Annotated in this window: 16 protein-coding genes and 1 pseudogene; 7 read left to right on the forward strand and 10 right to left on the reverse strand. The window is 69.0% G+C overall.

What is annotated here, in order from left to right; all coding sequences use genetic code 11:
- The first annotated feature begins 259 nt into the window (after window positions 1-259).
- Window positions 260-1,672 carry a non-reducing end alpha-L-arabinofuranosidase family hydrolase gene (locus ACZ60X_RS10235; RefSeq protein WP_469595782.1) on the forward strand — a complete coding sequence of 471 codons (1,413 nt, stop codon included), beginning with the start codon at window positions 260-262 and terminating at the stop codon, window positions 1,670-1,672.
- 1,807 nt (window positions 1,673-3,479) lie between these two features.
- Here the strand turns inward: ACZ60X_RS10235 and ACZ60X_RS10240 are convergent.
- Window positions 3,480-3,941 (reverse strand): HAD-IA family hydrolase, encoded by a 462-nt coding sequence (locus ACZ60X_RS10240; protein ID WP_469596013.1) that lies wholly within the window; start codon window positions 3,939-3,941, stop codon window positions 3,480-3,482.
- On the opposite strand from ACZ60X_RS10240, the gene ACZ60X_RS10245 reads away from it, so the two are divergent.
- Window positions 3,912-4,082, forward strand: a complete 171-nt coding sequence (locus ACZ60X_RS10245) for a hypothetical protein (protein WP_469596030.1) — start codon at window positions 3,912-3,914, stop codon at window positions 4,080-4,082. The two genes, ACZ60X_RS10240 and ACZ60X_RS10245, sit on opposite strands and share 30 nt — an antisense overlap.
- 71 nt (window positions 4,083-4,153) lie before the next feature.
- Entirely contained in the window at window positions 4,154-6,400 is a 2,247-nt protein-coding gene (locus tag ACZ60X_RS10250; protein ID WP_469595784.1) for a bifunctional glycosyltransferase/CDP-glycerol:glycerophosphate glycerophosphotransferase, read from the forward strand.
- A gap of 12 nt (window positions 6,401-6,412) precedes the next feature.
- On the opposite strand, the gene ACZ60X_RS10255 is transcribed toward ACZ60X_RS10250, so the two are convergent.
- Window positions 6,413-8,026: a glycosyltransferase family 2 protein gene (locus tag ACZ60X_RS10255; RefSeq protein WP_469595787.1), complete on the reverse strand. Its 1,614-nt coding sequence runs from the start codon at window positions 8,024-8,026 to the stop codon at window positions 6,413-6,415.
- A gap of 993 nt (window positions 8,027-9,019) precedes the next feature.
- On the opposite strand from ACZ60X_RS10255, the gene ACZ60X_RS10260 reads away from it, so the two are divergent.
- Together ACZ60X_RS10260 and ACZ60X_RS10265 are read left to right on the forward strand one after the other, a co-directional pair.
- The gene (locus ACZ60X_RS10260) at window positions 9,020-9,457 is read left to right on the forward strand and encodes a hypothetical protein (RefSeq protein ID WP_469595791.1); all 438 of its coding nucleotides are present in this window, start codon (window positions 9,020-9,022) and stop codon (window positions 9,455-9,457) included.
- Between the two features lie 734 nt (window positions 9,458-10,191).
- A pseudogene (locus ACZ60X_RS10265) lies at window positions 10,192-10,326 on the forward strand (IS256 family transposase); the annotation flags it as partial.
- 423 nt (window positions 10,327-10,749) lie between these two features.
- On the opposite strand, the gene ACZ60X_RS10270 reads toward ACZ60X_RS10265, so the two are convergent.
- Window positions 10,750-11,292, reverse strand: a complete 543-nt coding sequence (locus ACZ60X_RS10270) for a glycoside hydrolase family 25 protein (protein WP_469595794.1) — start codon at window positions 11,290-11,292, stop codon at window positions 10,750-10,752.
- Between the two features lie 1,519 nt (window positions 11,293-12,811).
- Here ACZ60X_RS10270 and ACZ60X_RS10275 point away from each other — a divergent pair.
- A complete protein-coding gene (locus tag ACZ60X_RS10275; protein ID WP_469595797.1) occupies window positions 12,812-13,009 on the forward strand; it encodes a hypothetical protein in 198 nt (65 codons plus the stop codon).
- A gap of 174 nt (window positions 13,010-13,183) precedes the next feature.
- Here ACZ60X_RS10275 and ACZ60X_RS10280 read toward each other — a convergent pair whose 3' ends face one another.
- The 4 genes from ACZ60X_RS10280 to ACZ60X_RS10295 all read right to left on the reverse strand — a co-directional run bounded on the left by ACZ60X_RS10280 (window position 13,184) and on the right by ACZ60X_RS10295 (window position 15,606).
- Window positions 13,184-13,729 (reverse strand): hypothetical protein, encoded by a 546-nt coding sequence (locus ACZ60X_RS10280; protein WP_469595800.1) that lies wholly within the window; start codon window positions 13,727-13,729, stop codon window positions 13,184-13,186.
- A gap of 460 nt (window positions 13,730-14,189) precedes the next feature.
- Window positions 14,190-14,753, reverse strand: a complete 564-nt coding sequence (locus tag ACZ60X_RS10285) for a TetR/AcrR family transcriptional regulator (protein ID WP_469595802.1) — start codon at window positions 14,751-14,753, stop codon at window positions 14,190-14,192.
- 30 nt (window positions 14,754-14,783) lie between these two features.
- Complete coding sequence (locus tag ACZ60X_RS10290) at window positions 14,784-15,413, reverse strand: amidase family protein (RefSeq protein ID WP_469595805.1); 630 nt, start codon at window positions 15,411-15,413, stop codon at window positions 14,784-14,786.
- Window positions 15,414-15,426: 13 nt separating this feature from the next.
- Window positions 15,427-15,606 carry a hypothetical protein gene (locus tag ACZ60X_RS10295; protein ID WP_469595808.1) on the reverse strand — a complete coding sequence of 60 codons (180 nt, stop codon included), beginning with the start codon at window positions 15,604-15,606 and terminating at the stop codon, window positions 15,427-15,429.
- A gap of 1,318 nt (window positions 15,607-16,924) precedes the next feature.
- On the opposite strand from ACZ60X_RS10295, the gene ACZ60X_RS10300 reads away from it, so the two are divergent.
- The gene (locus ACZ60X_RS10300; protein WP_469595810.1) at window positions 16,925-17,839 is read left to right on the forward strand and encodes an MBL fold metallo-hydrolase; all 915 of its coding nucleotides are present in this window, start codon (window positions 16,925-16,927) and stop codon (window positions 17,837-17,839) included.
- Between the two features lie 33 nt (window positions 17,840-17,872).
- On the opposite strand, the gene ACZ60X_RS10305 is transcribed toward ACZ60X_RS10300, so the two are convergent.
- The 3 genes from ACZ60X_RS10305 to ACZ60X_RS10315 all read right to left on the reverse strand — a co-directional run bounded on the left by ACZ60X_RS10305 (window position 17,873) and on the right by ACZ60X_RS10315 (window position 21,148).
- Window positions 17,873-18,679 (reverse strand): hypothetical protein, encoded by an 807-nt coding sequence (locus ACZ60X_RS10305; RefSeq protein WP_469595813.1) that lies wholly within the window; start codon window positions 18,677-18,679, stop codon window positions 17,873-17,875.
- A 702-nt stretch (window positions 18,680-19,381) separates the two neighbouring features.
- Window positions 19,382-19,891 (reverse strand): DUF6083 domain-containing protein, encoded by a 510-nt coding sequence (locus ACZ60X_RS10310; protein WP_469595815.1) that lies wholly within the window; start codon window positions 19,889-19,891, stop codon window positions 19,382-19,384.
- Window positions 19,892-20,419: 528 nt separating this feature from the next.
- Complete coding sequence (locus ACZ60X_RS10315; protein WP_469595818.1) at window positions 20,420-21,148, reverse strand: SDR family oxidoreductase; 729 nt, start codon at window positions 21,146-21,148, stop codon at window positions 20,420-20,422.
- Window positions 21,149-21,359: the final 211 nt, after the last annotated feature.

A 21,359-nucleotide genomic window follows, 5' to 3' on the forward strand; every position in this document is an offset into this window, starting at 1 on the left:
GCCGGAGCTTCGCTGTACTTGTCTGCCCGTCCGGGTGGCGGCGGCTGACGGACTGGCCACTGCCCACAGCTAGGTCACCGAGACCATCGAGATCCTGACCACACGCACGGCATCCTCGACGCGCTGAACACAGGACAGGCCCCTGCCCGCACTGACTGTTTCGGTCGTGCGAGAGGTATTGACGCTGTTCACCCAATCCCTATCATCCACTTTGCTCGATAACTCGACCCTTGTTCGATATACCGACCAGGAGGTCCCCATGCGCAGACGTATTTCCCGCCGCAGACATCTGTCCGTGGTGCTCGCCGCCGTGTTCGCGGCCCTGGTCTCGTTGGCGGCGATGCTCGTCGCCGGTCCGGCACAGGCGGCCACCAGCGGTGCTTTACGCGGTGTCGGTTCTGGCCGGTGTCTTGATGTGCCGGGCGCCGGCCAGGCCGACGGCACGTTCCTGCAGACCTGGGACTGCACGGGCGGGACCAACCAGCAGTGGACGCTGACCGACAGCGACCAGCTGACCGTCTACGGCAACAAGTGCCTGGATGTTCCGGGCCACGCCATCACGGCCGGTACCCGGGTGGAGATCTGGGCGTGCAACGGCGGTGCGAACCAGCAATGGCGGGTGAACCCCGACGGCACGATCGTCGGCGTGGAGTCCGGGCTGTGCCTGGACGTCACGGGCGGCGGTACGGTCAACGGCACGGCCGTGCAGCTCTGGACGTGCAGCGGCGTCGGCAACCAGAAGTGGACCGGCCTGTCCGGGACGGGCAGCACGTGTTCTCTTCCGTCGACATACCGGTGGGCCTCGACCGGTCCGTTGGCGCAGCCGGCGAACGGGTGGGTCTCGCTGAAGGACTTCACCAACGTCGTCTACAACGGCAAACACCTGGTCTACGCATCGAACGTGTCGGGGTCGGGGTACGGCTCCATGGCGTTCGCGCCCTTCACGAACTGGTCGGACATGGCGTCGGCCGGCCAGACCGGGATGAGCCAGTCCGCGGTGGCGCCGACGCTGTTCTACTTCGCGCCCAAGAACATCTGGGTGCTGGCGTCCCAGTGGGGCGCGTCACCCTTCGTCTATCGCACCTCCAACAACCCCACCGATCCCAACGGCTGGTCCGCCCCACAACCGCTGTTCACCGGCAGCATCCCGGGCTCCGCCCCGATCGACCAGACGCTGATCGGTGACGGCCAGAACATGTACCTGTTCTTCGCCGGTGACAACGGCAACATCTACCGGGCGAGCATGCCGATCGGGAACTTCCCCGGCAGCTTCGGCTCGTCGTACACGACGGTCATGAGCGACTCGACGAAGAACCTGTTCGAGGCGCCGCAGGTCTACAAGGTCCAGGGCCAGAACCAGTACCTCATGATCGTCGAGGCCCGGGGTGCCAATGAACAGCGCTACTTCCGCTCCTTCACCGCCACCAGCCTGAACGGTTCGTGGACCCCGCAGGCCGACACCGAGAGCAACCCCTTCGCGGGCAAGGCCAACAGCGGCGCCACCTGGACCAACGACATCAGCCACGGTGACCTGGTCCGCAACAACCCCGACCAGACCATGACCATCGACCCCTGCAACCTGCAGTTCCTCTACCAGGGCAAGTCTCCCACCGCGAGCGGCCCCTACGACCAACTGCCATGGCGCCCGGGCGTGCTCACCCTGCAGCGCTGACCGGCCTGATCCACCAACTCACCGCCTCGAGGAACTCCAGCCGTGCGTCGGCTGGGGTTCCTCTCTTTCATGGACTCTCATCGTGGGTGCGGGCCGAAGATGCAGTGCCGATCCAGCCAAAGCGTCCTCCGACGACATGGCGCTGAACTGCGTGCATATTTGAAGCCGGCACCAATGTGGTCGCCTATGCCGCACATAGGGCGGTGGCGCGCGGCTGTCATGATTGTTTCTGCGGGCCTTCTGGTTTTTCTCAGTTGGCAAGGGGCGGATTCGGCAGAAAAGCCCTGGAACAGCAGCAACTGGCGCTTCCGGTACGCCGTGGCTCTCGGGTACGACCGCCGTGAGGCAATGGTGCGACAGAGGACGTCGCGGCCGTAGCTCCGATGCGCTCGTGTGCATTCGGCAGGCGCTGACTCCTGCTTTTGAGGAACGCTATGGGCCTGTGATCAGGGATCTCTTTCCCCATGCGGCAAAAAACTGGGTCGAATGTACCCTCAAGGGCTACAACGAGCGGGCGGTCCGCCTCCTGTTCGCGTCCGCATGCCTCTACGAGATGTGTCGGTTGGCCGAGGATTACCCCGTCGGATGTCTCATCTCCAATAGCAGGCCAACCGACTGGAAACTCTCCTGGGTTTCACGGCGGCTGAACCGTGACGTATGGGCCCCGCTGCAGTGGGCCAAAGCCTGGAAGGATTGTGATCAGTCCGATAAATCGGCGCTGGGCAGCCCTGCCCCGCGGGTGGGGTGGCGCGTTTTGCTTTCCGTGGACACCCGGTGGGGGAGTGTCGCCCCGGCCACCGTAGAAATGCTGATGAATCAAGCGCGGTTGTGGATTTATCGAGGCTTTTTGCCGTGGCAGGACAGGTACAACATGGCGTGTGCCTACTCTATTGCGATGCGCGTATCCGACGAGGATGACCGATCGTGGTTGCCTCCCTGGCCATCCGTGAACTCGAGAGGGCAGTGCGCGGCGCCGAGAGCGGCTTCCTGGCGATCAAGCGTCCATGGCTGCACTCCGAAGACCCAGACCCAGCTCCACTGCGAGAGGACCCGTGCTTCCGTCGTTTCGTGAGGCAGACCTTCCCCAGCGGCGATCCAGATCTTGGCCGTCGCGCCGATCCGGTGAAATTTGAGAGGGCCGCCTACGATCGAAGGGTTGTCGAGAGTTGCGCCGCGGTGATGGAAGGGGTCTGGCATCGCAGGGCAATCGGGTCCTCCGTAGATGTCCACACCTTGACCTCTTGGCTGCAATCTGAATGCGAAATATGGCGAGAGCTCTCCAGGGTCATCCAAGACAAGACTCAGGACTGGACCGACCGCGAAAGGCTGCTGCAGAAATTTCGGCAGGTCGCCCCTCGCGCACCGCTGGCCGAGTTCTCCTTTCCCCCCGCCGTGCCGAAGTTCGACGAGGTGTCGAGGGCGACTCGACATCTGTATGGCTCGAGGATGCCAACGGAGACTACCTGGAGAAAATGTGCCGGGATCTCGACGATGCCATACAGAAACTTGATGCCTGAATATTGAAGCGTAAGAACTCTCTCTCGCCTGTCGGGGCCAGCGATAGGAGCCTGGTCGCGCGCGGGCTGGTGGATGCATTCGGTGGCCAGGTGAATGATGACGTGATTTATGAACTCTGCACGCGACACGCGGCAGCCTGGCAGAGAATTCGCGGAGTATTCGACAGGCGGGACGGACGGGCTCTGAAGGACCTGGATATGGCATTTAAGAGACTGTGAGACGACAATCGTGCCTCACCGTCGGTGGCTGCACCATCCACGATTTCGCGGGCGCCCGATCGCCGCCGGGCTCAACGGGCAGGAGATGGCTGCTGTTCGGCGATGAGAAGGGGGAGTTCACGCATGTCGTGGAAGACGGTGGTCCCGGGGCCTTGGAGTCGTTCGGCCGGGGTCAGCCCGCCGGCATAGCCGAAGGCGAGCATGCCGGCTGCACAGCCGGCCCGGACGCCGGGCCGGCTGTCCTCGACCACCACGCAGGCGGCCGGATCCGCTCCCATCTGCTCAGCGGCGTGCAGGAAAAGGTCTGGAGCGGGCTTGCCGCCGGCGACCTCGGAGGCGCTGCAGATGCGGCCCGCGAAGCGGTCGTAGAGGCCGGTGCGGCTCAAGGTGTGGCGCATCCTTTCGTGGGAGCCGCTGGAGGCCACGCAGGTCGGCAGAGTGATCGCGTCGAGTGCCTCCGGCAGCCCCTCGACAGGGGCCAGATCGGTGTCCACGGCTTCGCGGTGGAGCTGCTCGAACCGCTCCGCCCAGATCGCGGCGGTCTCCTCACCGAGCCGGCGGCGACCTGGTCGCGGATGGCGGCGTGTGCGCGGCCGATGAACCGTTCGACGACCTACGAGTCGGCCGCCACCGTTGCCGGCTCGCGGCCCCTGTGGAAGTCCTACTTCATGTAGGAATAGGGTGTAGAGCCCTGCCCCGGTCCGGGCGTAGCACGCGTACACGTTGACACCTGCCTGGAGGACATGTGGCATCCCATGACAGCCCGGCCGCGCAGCCGTCCGAGAAAGCGGTATTCATCAGTGTCGTCCTGCCCGTTTACGCGGTGCAGGAGTATCTGCCGGAGTGCCTGGACTCCATCCTGGAGCCGCCGGAGTCCTTCGGGAACATCGAGGTCGTGGCGGTGGACGACTGTTCCCCCGACGGCAGCGGAGCCCTTCTCGACGCGTACGCGGCCCGGGACCCTCGACTGCGCGTGGTGCACCTGCCGGAGAACGTCGGTCTCGGCCGTGCGCGCCAGGAGGGCCTGATCCGGGCCAGGGGAGACTACGTGTGGTTCGTCGACAGCGACGACCGGCTGACCTCCGGCGCGCTGGCCGCGGTCGCCGAGCGGCTGCGGCGGACCAGCCCCGACGTGCTTGTCGTCGACCACGCTCTGGTCGACTCGGACGGACGTGTGCAGCGCAACCCGCGCGCACACCTCTTCCGGGGTGCTCCCGAGACGTTCACTCTCGCGGAGCGGCCCAGCACCCTGGACCTCATCATGACCGCGTGGAGCAGGGTGCTGCGCCGGGAGTTCCTTCTCGGCCTGGAGGTGGACTTCGGACCCGGGTACTACGAGGACATCTCCGTCACGTACCCCGTGTTGCTCGCCGCCCGGCGGATCAGCATGCTCGACCGAGTCTGCTACCACTACCGGCGCGGGCGCGAGGGCGCGATCACCAACACCGCCAGCCCGAAGCACTTCGACCTCTTCGACCAGTACGAGCGGATCTTCGCCTTCGTCGACCGCGAGGCCGTGACCGCCGAGCCGTTCCGCAAGGCAGTCTTCGACCGCACGGTGCGCCACGCGACGACCGTGCTCGCCACCCCCGGACTGGTTCCGGAGAACCTTCGACGCGACTTCTTCCGGCGGACGGCGGAACACTTCAGGCGCTTCCGGCCGCGTGACTACCCGTACCCGTCCGGGCTGCGTGGTCTGCAGTACCGGCTGGTGGAGCGAGGCGCCTACCCCGCTTATGCGGTGCTGGAGCCGGTGAACCGGCTGCGTCGCGCGCTGCGGGCCGGCCTCGGCCGGGCGCGTGGTGCGGCCCGGCGCACGTCCCGGCTCGCCACCACGGCGCTGCGGCGGGCCTACTACCGCGCCTGCCTGCTGCTCCCCGCCGACGACACCCTCGCCGTCTACGCCGCCTATTGGAACCGCGGTTACGCCTGCAACCCCGCGGCCATCTTCGAGAAGGCCCGCGAACTCGCGCCCGGCATCCGCGGCGTGTGGGTGGTTGCCAAGGACGCGACGGCCTCCGTCCCACCGGGCGTCGAGTACGTGGTGGAGGGATCGACTCGCTGCCTGCGGACGATGGCACGGGCCAAGTACCTGGTCAACAATGTCAACTTCCCGTATGAACTGCCCAAGCGGCGTGGTGCCGTGCTGGTGCAGACACAGCACGGCACGCCCCTGAAGAAGATGGGGACCGACCTGCGGGACCATCCCGCTGCCGCACGCGGAATGAACTTCGACCGGCTGGTGGAACAGTGCGGACGGTGGGACGTCCTGGTCTCGCCGAACCCGCACACCACCGAGGTGTTCACCAGGGTCTACCCCGGCGGCTACGAGGTGCTCGAGACGGGCTATCCGCGCGTGGACCGGCTGGTCAACGCCTCTTTGGACCAAGCGCACCGTGTCCGACGCGAACTCGGCATCGGCCCCGGCCAGACCGCCGTCCTCTACGCCCCCACCCACCGAGACCACGAGGAGGAGGCGGCGCTCCCGCTGGACGTGCGGCGATTCGCCGATCAACTCGGTGACGACCATGTCCTGCTCGTGCGCTCGCACTACTTCGACACCCACCGGGTCAGCCCGTCGCGGGGCATCGTGGACGTCTCGTCGCATCCCTCGATCGAAGACCTGTGCATCGCCGCCGATGTCCTGATCACCGACTACTCCTCCGTGATGTTCGACTATGCCGCCCTGGACAGGCCGATCGTGATCTACGCGCCCGACTGGGAGACATACCGGCGTTCACGGGGGACCTACTTCGACCTCCTGACCGAGGGCCCCGGAGCGGTGGCCGCCACACAGGAAGAGCTCGTCAGGATCTTCCAGAGCGGCGAGCACCTGGGGCCGGCAGCGGTCGGACGGCTCGCCCGGTTCCGGGAGCGCTTCTGCCCGTACGACGACGGACGCGCGGCTGAGCGCGTGGTGCGCAGTGTCTTCCTGGGGGAGCGGGCCGGTGAGCCGGCCGACCCGAACAGCCTGAGCCGGGCCCGCGGTTGACCTCGATTGCGGTCAGCGCCGCACGCGACGGGTGAGCCGTCCTGCGAGCACGGTGCGCACCCCGACGAGGCCATCGGCGACGCGCACCGCCAGACACCCGTTGCCGGCGGCGTGGGGCTGGAGCAGGAGCACCCGCCCCCGGCGGCCGACCCGCACCGCCCGTCCGAGGCCGGATCCGGCACGCAGTGGCCTCGTCACCGGCTCACCGTCCTGGAAGGTCAGGGTCACCCAGGCGTCCCACGTGGTGATCGTGCCTCGTTCACAGAGCGCGGTGGCGTCGGCGGCGACGACCGCATGCCAGCCCTGTCCGCCCTGCTCGGCCTGCCACATCGCCTCGTACCGGTGTGCCGTGCCCGTCACCCGGTGCCGCAGCTCCACGATCGCCCGTTCCGGGCCGGCGTGCGCGATCCTGCCGTAGAGGTCAGCCAGCCGTAGGCCGAGCAGGAGCCGACGGCCTGCCTTCACGTCCGCGGCGACGTAGAGCGGCAGCTGCGCGATCGGGGCCTCGCAGAGGCCGTCGAGTACGATCTCGTCCGCACCTTCGGGGGCGGATCCTGCCTCGTCCCACAGCGGTCGCCGTGAGTCCCCGGCGTACGGCGGCGCCAGACGCGGAGGGACAGCGGCCAGTTCGGCGAGCCGCTGGAGCGCCGCGGCCTGCCGCTCGCGTCCGAGGAGCACCCCGGTGCGCCAGCGGGCGGCGGGTGTGGCCCGGCGCACGGCCTCCGCCTCGAAGGCGCGGACGTGCTCGCGGGAGATCCGCCACCAGGCATCCTGGTACTCCGGCGTGCGCCGCGGCAGTTCGCTCAGATACACGGCCAGGTCGAACTCGAGGAACTTGGTCTGCGCGGCGATCGTCAGATCCTGCTCGCCGCTGTCCCGCATGATCTCCAGCACCTGCTGATGGGCCGAGACCCTGTCCTGCCAGTTCTGGATCCGGTCTCGGCGCAGCGAGATCGAGGCTTCACCCGTGCCGTAGCGTACATTCCAGACGTACACCTTCTCAGGGCTGACGGCCAGGCGCGGACAGGCCGCGTAGACACGCGCGGTGAAGACGAAATCCTCGTAATGCGCCGCGCCGTCAGGGAACCGGATCCGCCGGGAGAGCAGGAAGTCACGACGGTAGATCTTGTTCACCGACAACGTGTCCCACAGCGTCTGCGGCCGTCCGGCCACTCCGTCGTGCACCGACTCGGTGGTGAACAGCTCCTCCTGCCAGGCGATCTCACGTCCGCTGTGCAACTCGCGCCGCACGCACAGCCCCGCCGCCACATCGGCGTCGTGCCGCAGTGCGGCGGCGAGCAGCGCGTCCACCGCCTTCGGTGGCAGCACGTCGTCACTGTCGAGGAAGACCAGCCATGGACAGCGGGCCGCGTCGATTCCGTCGTTGCGCGGGGTGCCACAGCCGCCGCTGTTGGTCTCACGGCGGATGACACGCACGCGCGGATCGTCGGCCGCGAGTTGCTCCAGGACGCGGGAAGTGCCGTCGGTGGAGGCGTCGTCGACGACAACGACCTCGCCCACCGCATCGCCCTGCGCGAGAGCCGAGGCCACCGCCTCCGCGACGCGCTCCGCGTCGTTGTAGGTGATGACGACCACCGTCACGACGGCACCGTTCACGCTGAACACCTCTTGCTCCTTTTGGGCCGTCGTCACTCCCGCCATCCTGCCGACCCCCCGGTCGCGGACAGGAGCCGATGACGTCCTACCTTATGTGGGCCCAGCCTAGTGGTGCTCCTCGGACCACGCGCTGCGACGGGAGGCACCTGCGTGACCTGGCAAAACAGCGGTCGGTGCGGGTTGTGGAGGAGTTACGCCGCTTTTGCCCGTCAGCTTCGGCGACTGCAGACCATGCCAGGTGTCGGGTGGACCGGCGCCGAGGTGCTGATGGACGGAGACCGGTGCGGACATGGCCCGCTGGGCGGCCGCCGGCCACCTCGCCTCCTGGGTCGGAGTCTGCCCGGTCGTCACGGATCCGCGGGCGAGCGGACGCCAGGCCGCAGACGCCACGGCACCGCCGGCTCGGCGCTGCACCCGGCACAGCCGCAGTGGGCCTTGAGTGTTCCCTCCCCTTTCCACGACCTCGGCGGCTACGCGCCCGCTGGTGTACGACGTGGCGGGCACCCGGGATGCGATCGCAGGGCGCCCGCGCCACGCTGGTCTCGCCGGCCTGGGAGGGGGAGGGGCAGTCCCGGCCCTGGCGTGCGAGAGGGACCTGCCCGCTGTTCAGTTCCTCCCGCAAGTACGTGTGGCAAACCGCCACTGGGCACAGGTGGCCCTCAGCCATTGCGGACTCGCTACACTTCGCGCCATCGTGTCGCGGCGTTTCGGGGCTGGTGGGGAGCGGCTGCGCTAGGTGGGGACTACGGGCGGAAGAAGGATGCCATGCGGCGCGTCGTTGCTCTGACGCTTTGTTCGGGGATGTTGGCTGCCACGGCGGCGTGCGCTGGGTCCTCGCCGGGGAACTCGGCGGTGCCGCAGACGCCGTCTGCCGACGCCCCGTCCGTGTCCTCGGCCAACAGCAGGAGCCCGAGCAGTGGGGTGCCCGCTTCGTGTCCGGACGACATGCAGGTCCCCAGCGCGGCCTCAACCGATGCAGGCAGTGGAGATTCCGCCGACACCGTGCAGGCACAGGCACTGGCGCAGGCCGTCGGCGATGAGGAGTTCAACGCCGCGTACTCGGATGTCTTCGGGACGGTGATCGATGGCTACACCCAGGGGCGGGTGGCGCTGTGTGTCACGGACGTGTCGCGGGGGAGGCTGCTCGCGCGGGCGGCCAAGCGCGCCCACCCCGCCGTAGACCTCAACCGGCTGGACATCTTCCCTTGCCGCTACTCCGACCGGACCCTGCAGGCGGCCGTACGCGGGCTCGTGGCGCCCAAGAACCCGACGATCGCAGGGTTCCCCGTCTACGAGATCGGCCCGACCACGGACCATTCCGGCATCCAACTGCGGACCAGCCAGGCAGGAAGCACATCAGCGGCCTTGCGCCGCTACCTCGCCTCGCAGCTGGACGGCATCGCCTTCACCGTCGTCAAGGGTGAGCCAGCGGTCGGATGAGATGGCCGTTCCTGTGCCCACCCGACGGAGTCGAAGAAGAATCCATGGCTGGTGTACTGCAACCGCGGTCGATATGGAAGATCCACCGAGCTGCGGGGCGGCACCGATGGCAGGCGCACCGCAGTGCGTAGGCGACCGGTTCGGTGTGCAGATGGTCGCCGGTGACCGAGCCGACGACACGGCGAGAGGCGATCGATGTCGGCGACCGTGGCCAGATGGAGCCGGCCCGCCTTGGCGGTGATGTAGGTGATGACGCCGCACCACCGGCCGTCGGTCGCGGTGGATCGGGCCGGAAGTCCCGCGGGACCGGGACCGGGACCGGGACCGGGGCGGGTGGCCATGGGCGGATCAGGAATGGTGGTGTGGCGTCTCGGCAGCGGTACCGGTCGGGGGCCCGTCGGCCGACGACAGGCGGCGAGGCATCTGGGCCGCAGATCATGCCTTGGCGGCCTGGCAGGACGGCATGGACGCGCGGGGCCGGACAGGTGCGCCGGGACTGCTCGCGGACCGCGGGTGAACTGCTGGGGCGGCTCCGCGTCGCGCACCGCCCGTGCCGGGGGGCTTTGGTGCGGCGGGCGCAGAAGACGGATGGCGTCCCGCTTGGTGGTGTAGCCGATCAAAGCGAGGGCGTACGCCCGGGGGCGTGTGCTGACAGGGATTCCGCTCCCTGCCCAGCAGGCGGGCCACCTGCAACTCCCCTTCGTGAACGGCCAGTTCAACCCGGGAGGTGCATGGTGGCCCTGGCCCAGTCTGACCTACTACGCCTGCCGGAGTCACTACGTTCGGCAGACGGACTCGAACTCGTCCGCTCGGTGGCCGAGCGGATGCTCCAGGAACTGATCGAGGGAGAGGCGAGCGCGAGGATCGGCGTGCCGAACGCGCCGCCGCGGAGGTGGTCCCACCGTTGGGTGCCTACGCCGCTGTGGTAATAGACGTGTTGGTCCTTCCCGGCAGTGCGCCCCCCGGTGTACGGACAGGGCGAGCTTGGCGGCGTTGGTCTTGCTCGGCTGGTCGGCGAAGTCCCATGTCCCGTCGCGGCAGACGACCGGACGTCTGGCCATGACCATTCCTCCTCGACAGGTATGAGCGGCTTTCGTCTGGTTACCGAAGTGGCCGCTGGCACCGGCCGAGGTTTGTCCAATTGATCGATGCCGCAGGTTGGGAAGCGAGGGCTGAAACCGATCGGAGCACCGGCTGTCCCTCCCAAGGCGCCTCGGCCGGCTGTGCCCGTCGATTGCCACCGAGTGGTGTGAGTGATCAGCAGCAGTTGGCTGATCCGCAGTAGTTGGCTGTCAGCACCAGGCGACCAGTTCCGCCTTGTCCCTGAAGTTCCCGAGATCCTTGTCCACTGGCTCGGCGCTGTACTGGTGGAAGACCCAGGGATGCTCGATGTCGGGCCTGCCGGGACGGCCGTTGTATTCGGCGATCCACAAGCCGTCGCCGGCGAACGAGGTCGTGTCGCGGTGCACCCAGAAATCGCGGTCGCAGTACAGGATCACTTTGTGTCCGGGTGCTTTCTCCTGCACCCGTTTGATCCATGCGTCCTTCCACGCCCCCGATATTCCGGGGTCCTCCCAGTCCAGGGCGAGGATGTCTCCGTGTGCGAGATTGATCTGGGACAGGAAGTAGTCGGCCTGAACCTCGAACGGTCCTGGGCGGGCGAAGTGGTAGAAGCCGGTGACCAGTCCCGCGTCACGGGCGGTCTGCCTCTGCGCCACCCACTTCGGGTTGGTGTAGCTGTGACCCTCGGTGATCTTTATGAACACGAAGTCGAGCCCTGAGACGTCGTATCTGTCCGGCTGGATCGAAGAGACGTCGATGCCGTTGGTGCTCACCGGAGGCCCCTTCCCTGGGAGCGGATATTTCGAATTTCAGAATACGCCGGTAGGTCAAGTGTCGCTTGGGATATGTGTAGTTGAGCGGACAATTTGTTCCGACGTCTTCGTGTTCCGGATCCGAGAGCGGTGGGGAATACCGACGGCCGCTGGTGCGGACGAAGGCGGGCGGCGTGGATCCCGGAGAGCGGGTGCTGCTTCCCGATGGGCGGCGTAGGGTGGTGGGTGCGCAGAACATCTGGTCCGGAGCGTCGCCCGACTGTGCCCTCCAGACTGTGCCCTCCGGATCCGCAGGGCGTTCCCGTGTCCGGGGCTCGGACCGAGAGGGAACGACCATGAATGGTTTCTCCGACCCGCTGATGATCCGGTACCTGGATCCGAAGCGGGCTGGCCGCAGTCTATGAGCCCAGCACCCTGGAGGTGCGGTTCGTGGACGCAGTACAGGTCACCTCGAGCGATCTCCGGCAGCAGCTCCGCCCAGTTCCCACGCACCGCGCGAAGTCATCGAACTCCCTGCACGGGCACCGCCGTTATGGATCGACCTGTGGAGTCCCTGGCATCCGAGCAGCTCCCGGGGCTCTCCCCGCGGACTTCGTCGCCTGGTTCGCCTTCCTCGACTTCAAGGAGCGGGCGCGTCGCGCCAAGGTCGCCGACTACCAGGACTCCAGGGGGAGTTTCCCCGACTGTACCGGCTGCGCCACGCACAGCCGCCCGCCTTCGACCCGAGTGCGCTCGCCCGCCGATACCGGCTGGGCGTGGCAGTGCTCTTCTTCACGGACCTCGACCTCGACCTCGCCGGAGCGCTGCGCCAGTTGGGCCAGAACCGGCAGGCGCTCGACGACACCCGTCCGCGTCCGGAGGAGTAAGCCGGCGGGCCCTGCCGGCCGGCCTCCAGTGTGTAGCTGGCGGTGCTCCCCGATCCACTCTCCCGGCCGCCGACCCGTCGGAGCGGCGAAGAAGCCGAGCGACCTGTTGGCCGCCGGTGGCTTCGGGCCGGCGTTCCAAGGGGGGACCACACCTACGACCAGACGCCGTTCCGCCGGCCGCAGGAGGGTCTCTGGTACGAGTGCCCAGGGCGGCGGGTTGTCTGACCAGGGCCCTGTCGGGCCGGGAGCGTCCGGGGTGAGTCACGGCGGTCTGGGGTGTCCGGCCACGGGGTGAGGGCAGGAGCGGTCGGCAGCGGAGTAGACCCTTTCGGAACGGCCACGACGGTCCGGGCGTGTCGGGGAACAGAGGGCACGGCCCCGGAGTCATGGGGACGTGCACCCAGGACGACGGGGCGTTCGGCCACAACGACGCAGGTGGCTCCCCCCGGGGGGTGCGGCTCCAGCTCGAAGGGCCCCGGGGCGATGGGGAAGGGAGAGGCCGGCCAGCCGGGGCTGCAGGGCGCCGCGCTCTCCAGGACAGCGGTCTTTGCATGTCCGAGGGCAGGGCGGCTGCCCCGGGCGCCGACGCCGTCCTGGATCCGGAGCACCCAGTTCTCTCGCACTCTTTCGTAGAGCCCTCTGAGCGGAAGAACGTGTACGACGGACTGGCCGTCCCGGACATCCGGAGCGGCCCGCCCGGGCTCGAAGTCCGCCGGCAGGTGACGGGCGTCCGCACGGACGCCTGGGCGCTGGCCCATCCGCTGGCCGAGGAGGACAAGCCCGGCGAGGAGCGCGTCTGCGACCTCCACCCGAGGCGTTCGGCGAGCCGACCGAGAAAGGGAGTGCGGTAAATGTGCACATGCCGGTACTACGGGTCGATCGGTTGACGGTGAGGATCAGGAGGACCTGGCGTTGGCGGATTCGCAGGAGGCGGTGGGTACGGGCCGCGGTCGGACCATGCCCATGGCGGGACGGGGCGGTCGAGGTCCCCAGCGACCGCCACGCGGAGCCTGCTGCCGAGTGGGTCAGCTGTCGGCTTCGTCATCAGGTCCGGGTGCGTCACCGATGGCGACACGCAGGTCATGCATGCCTTGCAGGATGTCGATGACGGCTTCTTCCGCCCCGCTGAGAGCGTGTCGCGTTCCGTCTGTATCGCCCCGCTCGGCGTGCAGCTGGGCGCTGAGCGCGTACACCGCTGTCATGACGGCGGCGAAGGCGGCCTCCCGGCCGGGTGGCAGTTCTTCCGCCTCGGGTTCGGAGACCTGCAACGCGGTGCGCTGCAGCCGGTTCGTCACGACGTTGACCGCGAGACCGGGATCCGCTCCGAGCTGTTCCCTCCAGCCGAGCAGCGTCTCAAGGACGTCTTCGACCTCCTCTTCTTCGGTGAGACGGGTTGCGGCAGTGATCTCGAGCTCCGTCTTCGCCAGCAGACTGCCCAGCAGGTGCAGGCGGTCTTCCTCCCGGGGCCCCTCGGATCGCTTCTTTGGATCTGCCGCCGGCTCAGCCGCAAGAGCGGCCAGCGCCGTGTAGATCTGCTCCGCACTTACCGGGCGCTCGCTACTGATGCTCACGCCTTCAGCTTCACCCAGCACAGGCGTATCCGCCCGCCCAGACACACGGAATCCATCCATGGGGAGGCCGTCCCAGTGGCGGTGCCCGCCTCCGGGCATGAGGTGGCCGCAAGCACACCGGAAGGGCACGACGGATGGCCCAGACGAAGTTATCGTCACCGCCGGTGGCGACAGTGCCGGTGTGCCTTCAAGACCTCGTAGCTCCATACGGTGCGCTGCTCGAAGGCCGGCGGGTGCATATGCCGGTCGCCTACCATCGCCAGCGCGGTGGGGACGGAGGGGGATGCCCCTGACCGGGTGAAGCCGCCATGCAACTCCACGCTCTTGATGTTGTCGGGCGGCATTGTGGCGGCGGGCGGAGGCACGTGGTCGCAACAGCCGTCGGCTCGGCGTAGGCGATGCCGACCGGGTGATCGGCGACCAACCCACCTGTGATCACTGATCACGCAGCTCCTCCCGGCTATCGGCCGGTCGGGCCGAGGACCGCTGTCACGAGCCGACGCGCGTACGCGGCGTCGAGTCCGTCCGGGCGGAAGAGGATGCGGTACATCAGGGGAGCGACGACGCGGTCCATGACGGTCTCGACGCCGGGCGTCTGCTCCCCGCGTTCGGTCGCTCGGGTGAGGATGACGTTGATCTGCTCGGCGGCGTACGCGGAGCACTGGCCGGCGTTGTTGCCGTCCGGGTCGCCGAGCAGGGCGTCGCGGACGTAGGCGCGGCCGGCGGGGGAGGACATTTCGTCGAGGAACTGCTCGGCCCAGGCCGTCAGGTCGGGCGGCAGGGCACCGTGGTCCCTGGGCGCGGTCTCGGGCCGCAGACGCTCGACCGCCACGTCCGACAACAGCTCCTGCAGATCCCCCCAGCGGCGGTAGATCGTCGAGGGTGTCACGCCCGCGCGTAGGGCGATCATCGGCACCGTCAGCGCGTCCCGGCCCACCTGCGAGGTGAGTTCGCGTACGGCGGCGTGCACCGACGCCTGGACCCGGGCGCTGCGCCCACCGGGGCGTAGCATCTGCCTGCTCATGCCCTCCAGCTTAAAGCGAATTCGTTGCGTCTAGCGGCCCGTAGAGGATTGGAACACTGTGTGGGCGCTCGGTGCCGTCACCGCTCGGGCCCCTTCCTCCTTACGGCAGATGGCCGGGCCGGGAGCCTGGTGGCGCCCTCGGCGCGGGCGGAGTGTTACTGCCGGGTCGTCATTCCGTTCACGCGGCGTGTGCGAGGTCAAGGGCGGGCCGGGTGCGTAGGCGTGGCCGACCCGTAGGAGCACGCTCTCTTCGAGCGGGCGCCCGAGCAACTGCATGCCGATCGGCAGCCCCGCCGTGTCGTGGCCGACCAGGACGGCTCTGGCCGCCGACAGGCGTGCGGCGACGGTCCTGTCGGCCTGCGCGCGATGATCGGCTCTGACCCGGGAGCTGGCCGACGTGGCTGTGCCGGCGACGTCGATCAAGTCCTTCAGTCCCATGGGGATGCCGTGCAGCGGACCCCGATAGCGGCCGGCCGCGATGTCGCGTTCGGCTTCACGCGGCCTGGCGGGAGCGCTCGGCGGTGACGTTGGCATAGGCCTGGAGGCGCGGCTCCAGCCGCGCGATGTGCTCCAGGACGGAGTGGTCGGCTCGGCGGGGGACAGTCGCCGCTCCTGGATCGCGTCGGCGGCTGCGGTCAGGGACAGTTCATGCGGCTGCATCGTCCTTCTCCTGTCACGCGGGGTAGGCGGGGGCGGAGGGGGTGTCCCCGAAGTCCAGCTCCCGAAGGACTTCGACGACGGAGTGAATGTGGTCGGCGGTGGCCGTGACCGCGGCGTGGCGTTCGGCAGGCAGGTGGAGCCCCGCGCGGGCGACCCAGCGAGCGGCGTCGGGCGGGCTGAGCTCTGCGGGCATGGATTTCTCTCCTCGGACTGCAGCAGTGAAACGCATTCCCGGCTTCAAAAGCTAAGCGTTTGCGTTAGGTCGCCGTAGGGTCTACGGTGACTTAAAGCAAACGCATAGCGTTTAGCGTATGAGGAGACCCATGCCCACCGTCACGCCACGAGCGCCCGCGCACTGCTCCCGTAAAGGCGTCCGCATACGCACGACCGACCGCGCGGTGCCCTTCGTCCTGAACGCCTCGATCCTGGCCGCCCTCCTCGGGGCAGGCAGCGCACCCGCAACCGCCGTACACCCACTACCGGGACGCCTGGCACCTGTCCGCGCCCGCCATCACCGTGGTCTTCAGCGCCTACTCCCTGACCCTGCTGCGCGCCCTCGCGGCGGAGGCGGCCGCCATGGTGCTGCCGGCCTCGGCGGGCGGTACCGGTGCGCTGATCGCCGCCCGTGTCCTGCGGGGAGCGGCCACCAGCGCCGGGGGCGCGGCACTCCTCGACCCGGAGGACACCCGGCGTCGGGGCCGATCCGCCCTGACCAGCGGCACCGCCCCGGTGGCGGGCATGACCGCCGGCGCCCCGGCGTCCACCACCTCACCGGCTTCGCATCCGCCCCGCGGTCACCGTGTACGCCGCGTCGGCGGTCGCCTTCGCAGCCCAGGCGGTCGCGGTCACGTCCACCGCGGAGACGGCCCTCCCGCTCGGCGGGGCGCCGCACTCCTTGTGCCCCCGAGTTCGCCGTGCCACCATCGGCGCGCCGCGCCCTGCCGGCAGAGCCCGCGCCGGTGTCATCGCCGTCCGGGGCCCTGGGCGGCTTCTCCTCCTCCCCCGGGCCGTTGCTCGTACCTCCGTGGCTCCGGGCGCCCCGCAGGCGGCCGGCGGAACGGTCTTCTTCCCGCTCACCGCCGCGGCCGCGCTCACGATGGGTGTTCTGCGTCGCATGGCGCCGCACGCCGTTGATGGCGGCACAAGCCTGGCCCTCGTCCCCGCCAGGACCTTGACGCCGAGCGGTCCGCGCGGAGCCTGCCTGCCCTAACGGCGGCGCGAGCTGGCCGGGATCGCCTTCGGCGCCGTCTCCCAGGGGGCGTTGCGCAGGACATGCGCCTCACTCGACGCACAGGACCACCACCTGCTCGGCTACCTTTCCATGACCCTGCCCGCCGTCGCCGAGGGCACCACCACCCAGCACTGTGAACTGCGTCCGGCCGCCCACGCCATCGCCGCCGCCCTGCTCGCCGTCGCGGCGGTGGCAGCAGTCGCCGTGTCGGGGGCGGGGCGGCGCAGGGCACGGCACACCCAATGCCCTTCCGCAACGAGATCAAAGGGAACGACTGATCATGAGCACTGCCCCGGCCACCGACCCGACCCCTGCCCCCTCCTGGACCGTGGGCGACGTCACCGTCCATCGCATCGACGAGGTCCCCCTCCCGCCCGCCACCGGGCCGTGGCTGCTGCCCGGCGCCACCCCGGACCTCGTCGCCGCACACGACTGGCTGCGCCCTCACTTCGCCGACGAGGAAGGCGTCCTGCGCCTCGACAGCCACAGTTTCGCGTTCACCGTCGGCGGCCGGCGCATCATGGTCGACACCGGTATCGGCAACGGCAAGGAGCGGGCCAACCCCGCCTGGCACGACCTCGACACCGACTTCCTCCGGCGCCTGGCCTCCGCCGGCTTCCCCCCGGACTCGGTCGACCTGGTGATCCTCACCCACCTGCACGCCGACCACGTCGGCTGGAACACACGGGAGTCGAACGGGGAGTGGGTTCCCACCTTCCCCCACGCCCGTTACCTGACCTCCCGCACCGAGCGGGAGTTCTGGGCCGGGTACGACATGGAGGAGGCGCGCGAGCAGATGTTCCGGGACTCCGTGATCCCGGTGGAGGAGGCGGGCCTGCTCGACCTCGTCGACGTCCCCGCGGAGGGCACCGACGTCGTCCAGGGCCTGCGCCTGCTCCCCACGCCCGGCCACACCCCCGGCCACGTCGCCGTCGAGCTGACCAGCCACGGCCGGACGGCCCTGATCACCGGCGACTGCGTCCACCACCCCGTCCAACTCGCCCACCCCGCCGTCGGAGCCTGCGTCGACATCGACCCGCAGCAGTCCGAGGCCTCGCGCCGGCGCCTGCTCGCGTCACTCGCCGACACGGACACGCTCGTCCTGGGCACTCACTTCGCACCGCCCACAGCCGGCCATGTCGTCACCCATCAGGGCGGCTACCGGCTCTCACCCGTCCCCGCCGACCCGCACTGAGCCGGTGAAGGTCCGGCCGTATCAGGGCCGCCGTCACCTTCTGCCTGCGACACCCCGCCGCAGGCCGCGGTACATCGCTCCCGCTGCGCATGCAACGACGGGTACGACCACGGCGGGCACGGTCGGCCAGGGGATCCCGGTCCACACCGTCAGGAGCCCTGCCCCGAAGCAGGCGCAGGCGATGGTGATGAGCGTCCGCCTGCCGTACGGGTTCCAGGTGAAGGACTCGGGGGTAGGAGGCCTGACCAGGCGCATTGCGCCGAAGACGAACGTCAGGGCCGCGAGGAGCCCTGCCATCAGACCGAAGGCGGCGTTCATCTGCAGCTCGTCGCGGGGCGCTTCTGAAGTGTTCTGCCGGACGCCGTCCTTGCTGAGCGCCACGATGGTGCGGCGCCAGATCGTGCCGGTGACGTGGTCGCCCGGCTCCAGCTTCTCCAGCAGCGGCCCCGGGTCACCGAAGTCCACGACTCTCCGCAAGGAAGGGCGTGTACGAGTCCCGCCCTTCAGGGTTGCCCGATAGGTGGAGCTCTTCCCGCCGCTCTTGACCACGGTCTTCTCGACGGTGTATTGCCAGGTACTGAGGCAGTCCTTCTCGGCCCGGACCTGCTCGGTCGCATGAGCAGGACACGGCTCGGCGGCCCGGAAGTCCCCGTAGCGCTCCCGGTCGGAGGGCAGCCACTCGGTGAACGTGAGGAAGCACAGCGCCGCCGCTATCAGGGACAGCAGGATCAGCACGGCGCCCAGGAATCGGGTCCGGCCGGGCGACAACCGGCCTTCTTTGCGCTTCTTCGGCGTCTTACCCGTGCTGTGTGCCGTAGTCCTCGCTCGCTGCGCTGCCATCGCCCACCCCCATCGTGCCATTTTCCACCCACCGGGAACGGGAGTGCGATGAGGGGAGCGTGGGTCTTCGGCCCTTCCCGCACACCGTCCCGGAGAAGTGCGACAAGGCCGCACCCTGGCGCTGTCCTCTGGCCAACTGCCGTGTCCAGAGCGGCCAACTGAAGGCACTCGGGCGTAACCGTCGGTGCTGTGGCGGGCGGGCCGGGGACAGGGCCGCCGCGCGGATGGCGTCTGGGCCTCACCTGCCGGGGTCGTGGGATGCCCGTGCGATCCGCGGGGTCCTGACCGTCACCATCGCCGGGGTCGCTGCGCGATGAGTGTGCGATGAGCCAGGTCGGCGTCGGCCGCGTGGTGGTGCTGCTGGACCGGGGCCGGCAGGCTCTACGCGGGTGGGCCGCGGCCTCGGACCGGACGCCGCGGGCGGCGTGCTGGAAGAGGCCGGGACGGAGTGGGCGCGGCTGCCCCGGACGTGGCACGCCAGTGGCGGGCCGACGGTGGGCGGGGCATGGCCAGGAGGTTCGACTGGGGGGGGTGTGCGGTGGCCGCGATCGATGTGTGCATCGGCCGGGCTCAGGCCACGGGTGTTCGTTGTGGTGGCAGAGAAGCGGGGCGCGCAGTCATGACGGAGGCGTCCCTGACTGCGTACTGGGGGTGCTCCCGCCGCTTCGTGGCGGACTGACACATGCTTGCTTTCCGGGATGGTCAGCCGGTGTCCGGCAGCCGACGCGGATACCCCGCCTCATCGGAGCGTCGCATCGCCTCGGCCTCGTTGTGCTCGCGGACCGAGGCCAGCCACCCCCACGGCTTGATCTCGTCCAGGGAAAGGCCGGGACAGGCCAGCTGGTGCGGGATCCGGCACAGCGCGCCGGGTGGTGGCTCGTCCAGGCCTCGGTTCCACGCGGTGCCGGCGCCGGTGTCGATGGTCCAGCGGTGCCCGCCGGGCACGAGGTGGGCGGGTATGGGCGGGATGGGCTCGAGGAGGACGTGCCGGCCCGTGTAGGTGGGCCAGCGGTCGCCGGGCAGATGGCAGTGCGGGCAGATCGGCGGAGCGGGTGGCTCGGGGCCGGTCGCGCCGTCGATGGCGGCCTGCGCCCGGTCGGCCAGTTCCCACGGCTGCCAGGTGCCGGGGGGTGGCTGCCGGAAGCTGTCCGGGCCGGGCGCCGGTAACGGGATGATGCTGTCCTCGTGCTCGATGTTCTTGTCTTCCCCCATAGTCTTGAGCGTGCGGGCTGCCACGTGGGTGGGGATAGGGCTCGATCCGGGCGCAACGACAGCACGCTGCCGGGGCTCATCGGCGTCGGGTTCGACCCGTGAGGCGTGTCCGGCCGCCAGAGCCGCTGCTGCCGCGGCCGGGACACGACAACGCTCCGGGACGGAACCCGGGCGCGCGTCGCCTCCGTCTGCCGGTAAGGCGCCGCTGACGGCGGTGAGGAACGGGTCGACGCGCTGGTGCGGGTCACAGCTGCAAGAGTTCATTGGCACCGTGGAATACGCCCGCAGCCGTGTGCGGGCCAGGTCCGTCTCCGGGCCGCGGAAGCAGGCCCGGGTGCGATCGCTCGACGAGCGCCGCGTCGTGCGCCCGTTGCCGCTGCGTCTGCTCCCTCGGGTCGGGTGTCCGGAATCATGGCGATTCCAGTGGGGTCGGTTTCTTTGGGACGTTGGACGATTCGCCGCGGTGTCCGGCCCCGCTTTCGTCCGCACCGTGATGCCTTCCGCACGGGGTGGCGGGGATCGGGGAGGTCAGGAGAGCCAGTCGGTGTAGCGGGTGGGGGCGAGGTGGGCGTTGTTGTCGGTGAGGATGTCGCCCTTGACGAGGGCGAACATACCGGCGGTGGGGTCGGTGACGACGGCGCGGTTGTCGCCCTTGTGGGACAGGGTGATCCGGCCCAGTTCGTCCAGGGTGAAGATCTCGGGCCCGGCGATGTTGCGGATGCCGTTCAACGGGGCCCCGGCGGCGACCTCCGCGACCGCGGCGGCCACGTCTTTGGAGGCGATGGGCTGGATGGGCGTGGCGGGCAGCCGGACGGTGTCGGCGTCGGCGGTCCAGTTCATGGTGGCGTCCATGAACTCCATGAACTGCGTGGCTCGGACGATCGAGTAGGGGATCGGCCCGGCCGTGAGGAGCTTCTCCTGGAGCGCCTTGGCGCGGTAGTAGTCCAGCTCCGGCACCTGGTCCACGCCGACGATCGAGAGGATGACGAAGTGGCCGACGCCGGCCTTGTGGGCCGCGGCCAGGAGGTTGTCCATCGAGGTCTGGAAGAAGGCCAAGGAGGCTTCGTCGAAGGTCGGGGAGTTCGTCAGGTTGACGACGACGTCCGCTCCCGCCACCGCCTCGTCCAGTCCCTGGCCGCTGATGATGTCGACTCCGGTGGACTTCGAGTGCGGTACCGCCTCATGTCCGGTGGCGTTCAGGTTCTTGACGACCTGTGACCCGATCAGACCGGTACCGCCGATGACTGCGATCTTCATGACATGCCTTTCGTCACGATTACGTGAGAAATATGGCATATGAACCGCTGCGGGTGCCGCATGAAACGGCTCGCCGATCACTTACCGGCCCTAGCGGTGCGGCACCGGACCGTGGTGCTCCACTCCGCCGGGCACAAGGGCCGGCTGCTCGGCCGGAGGCGACCATGGGGGTGAGGGAGGGACCGGCGTGAACGCCACGTGGGCCGCCGGA

It is taken from the genome of Streptomyces sp. NPDC104106 (assembly GCF_055584345.1).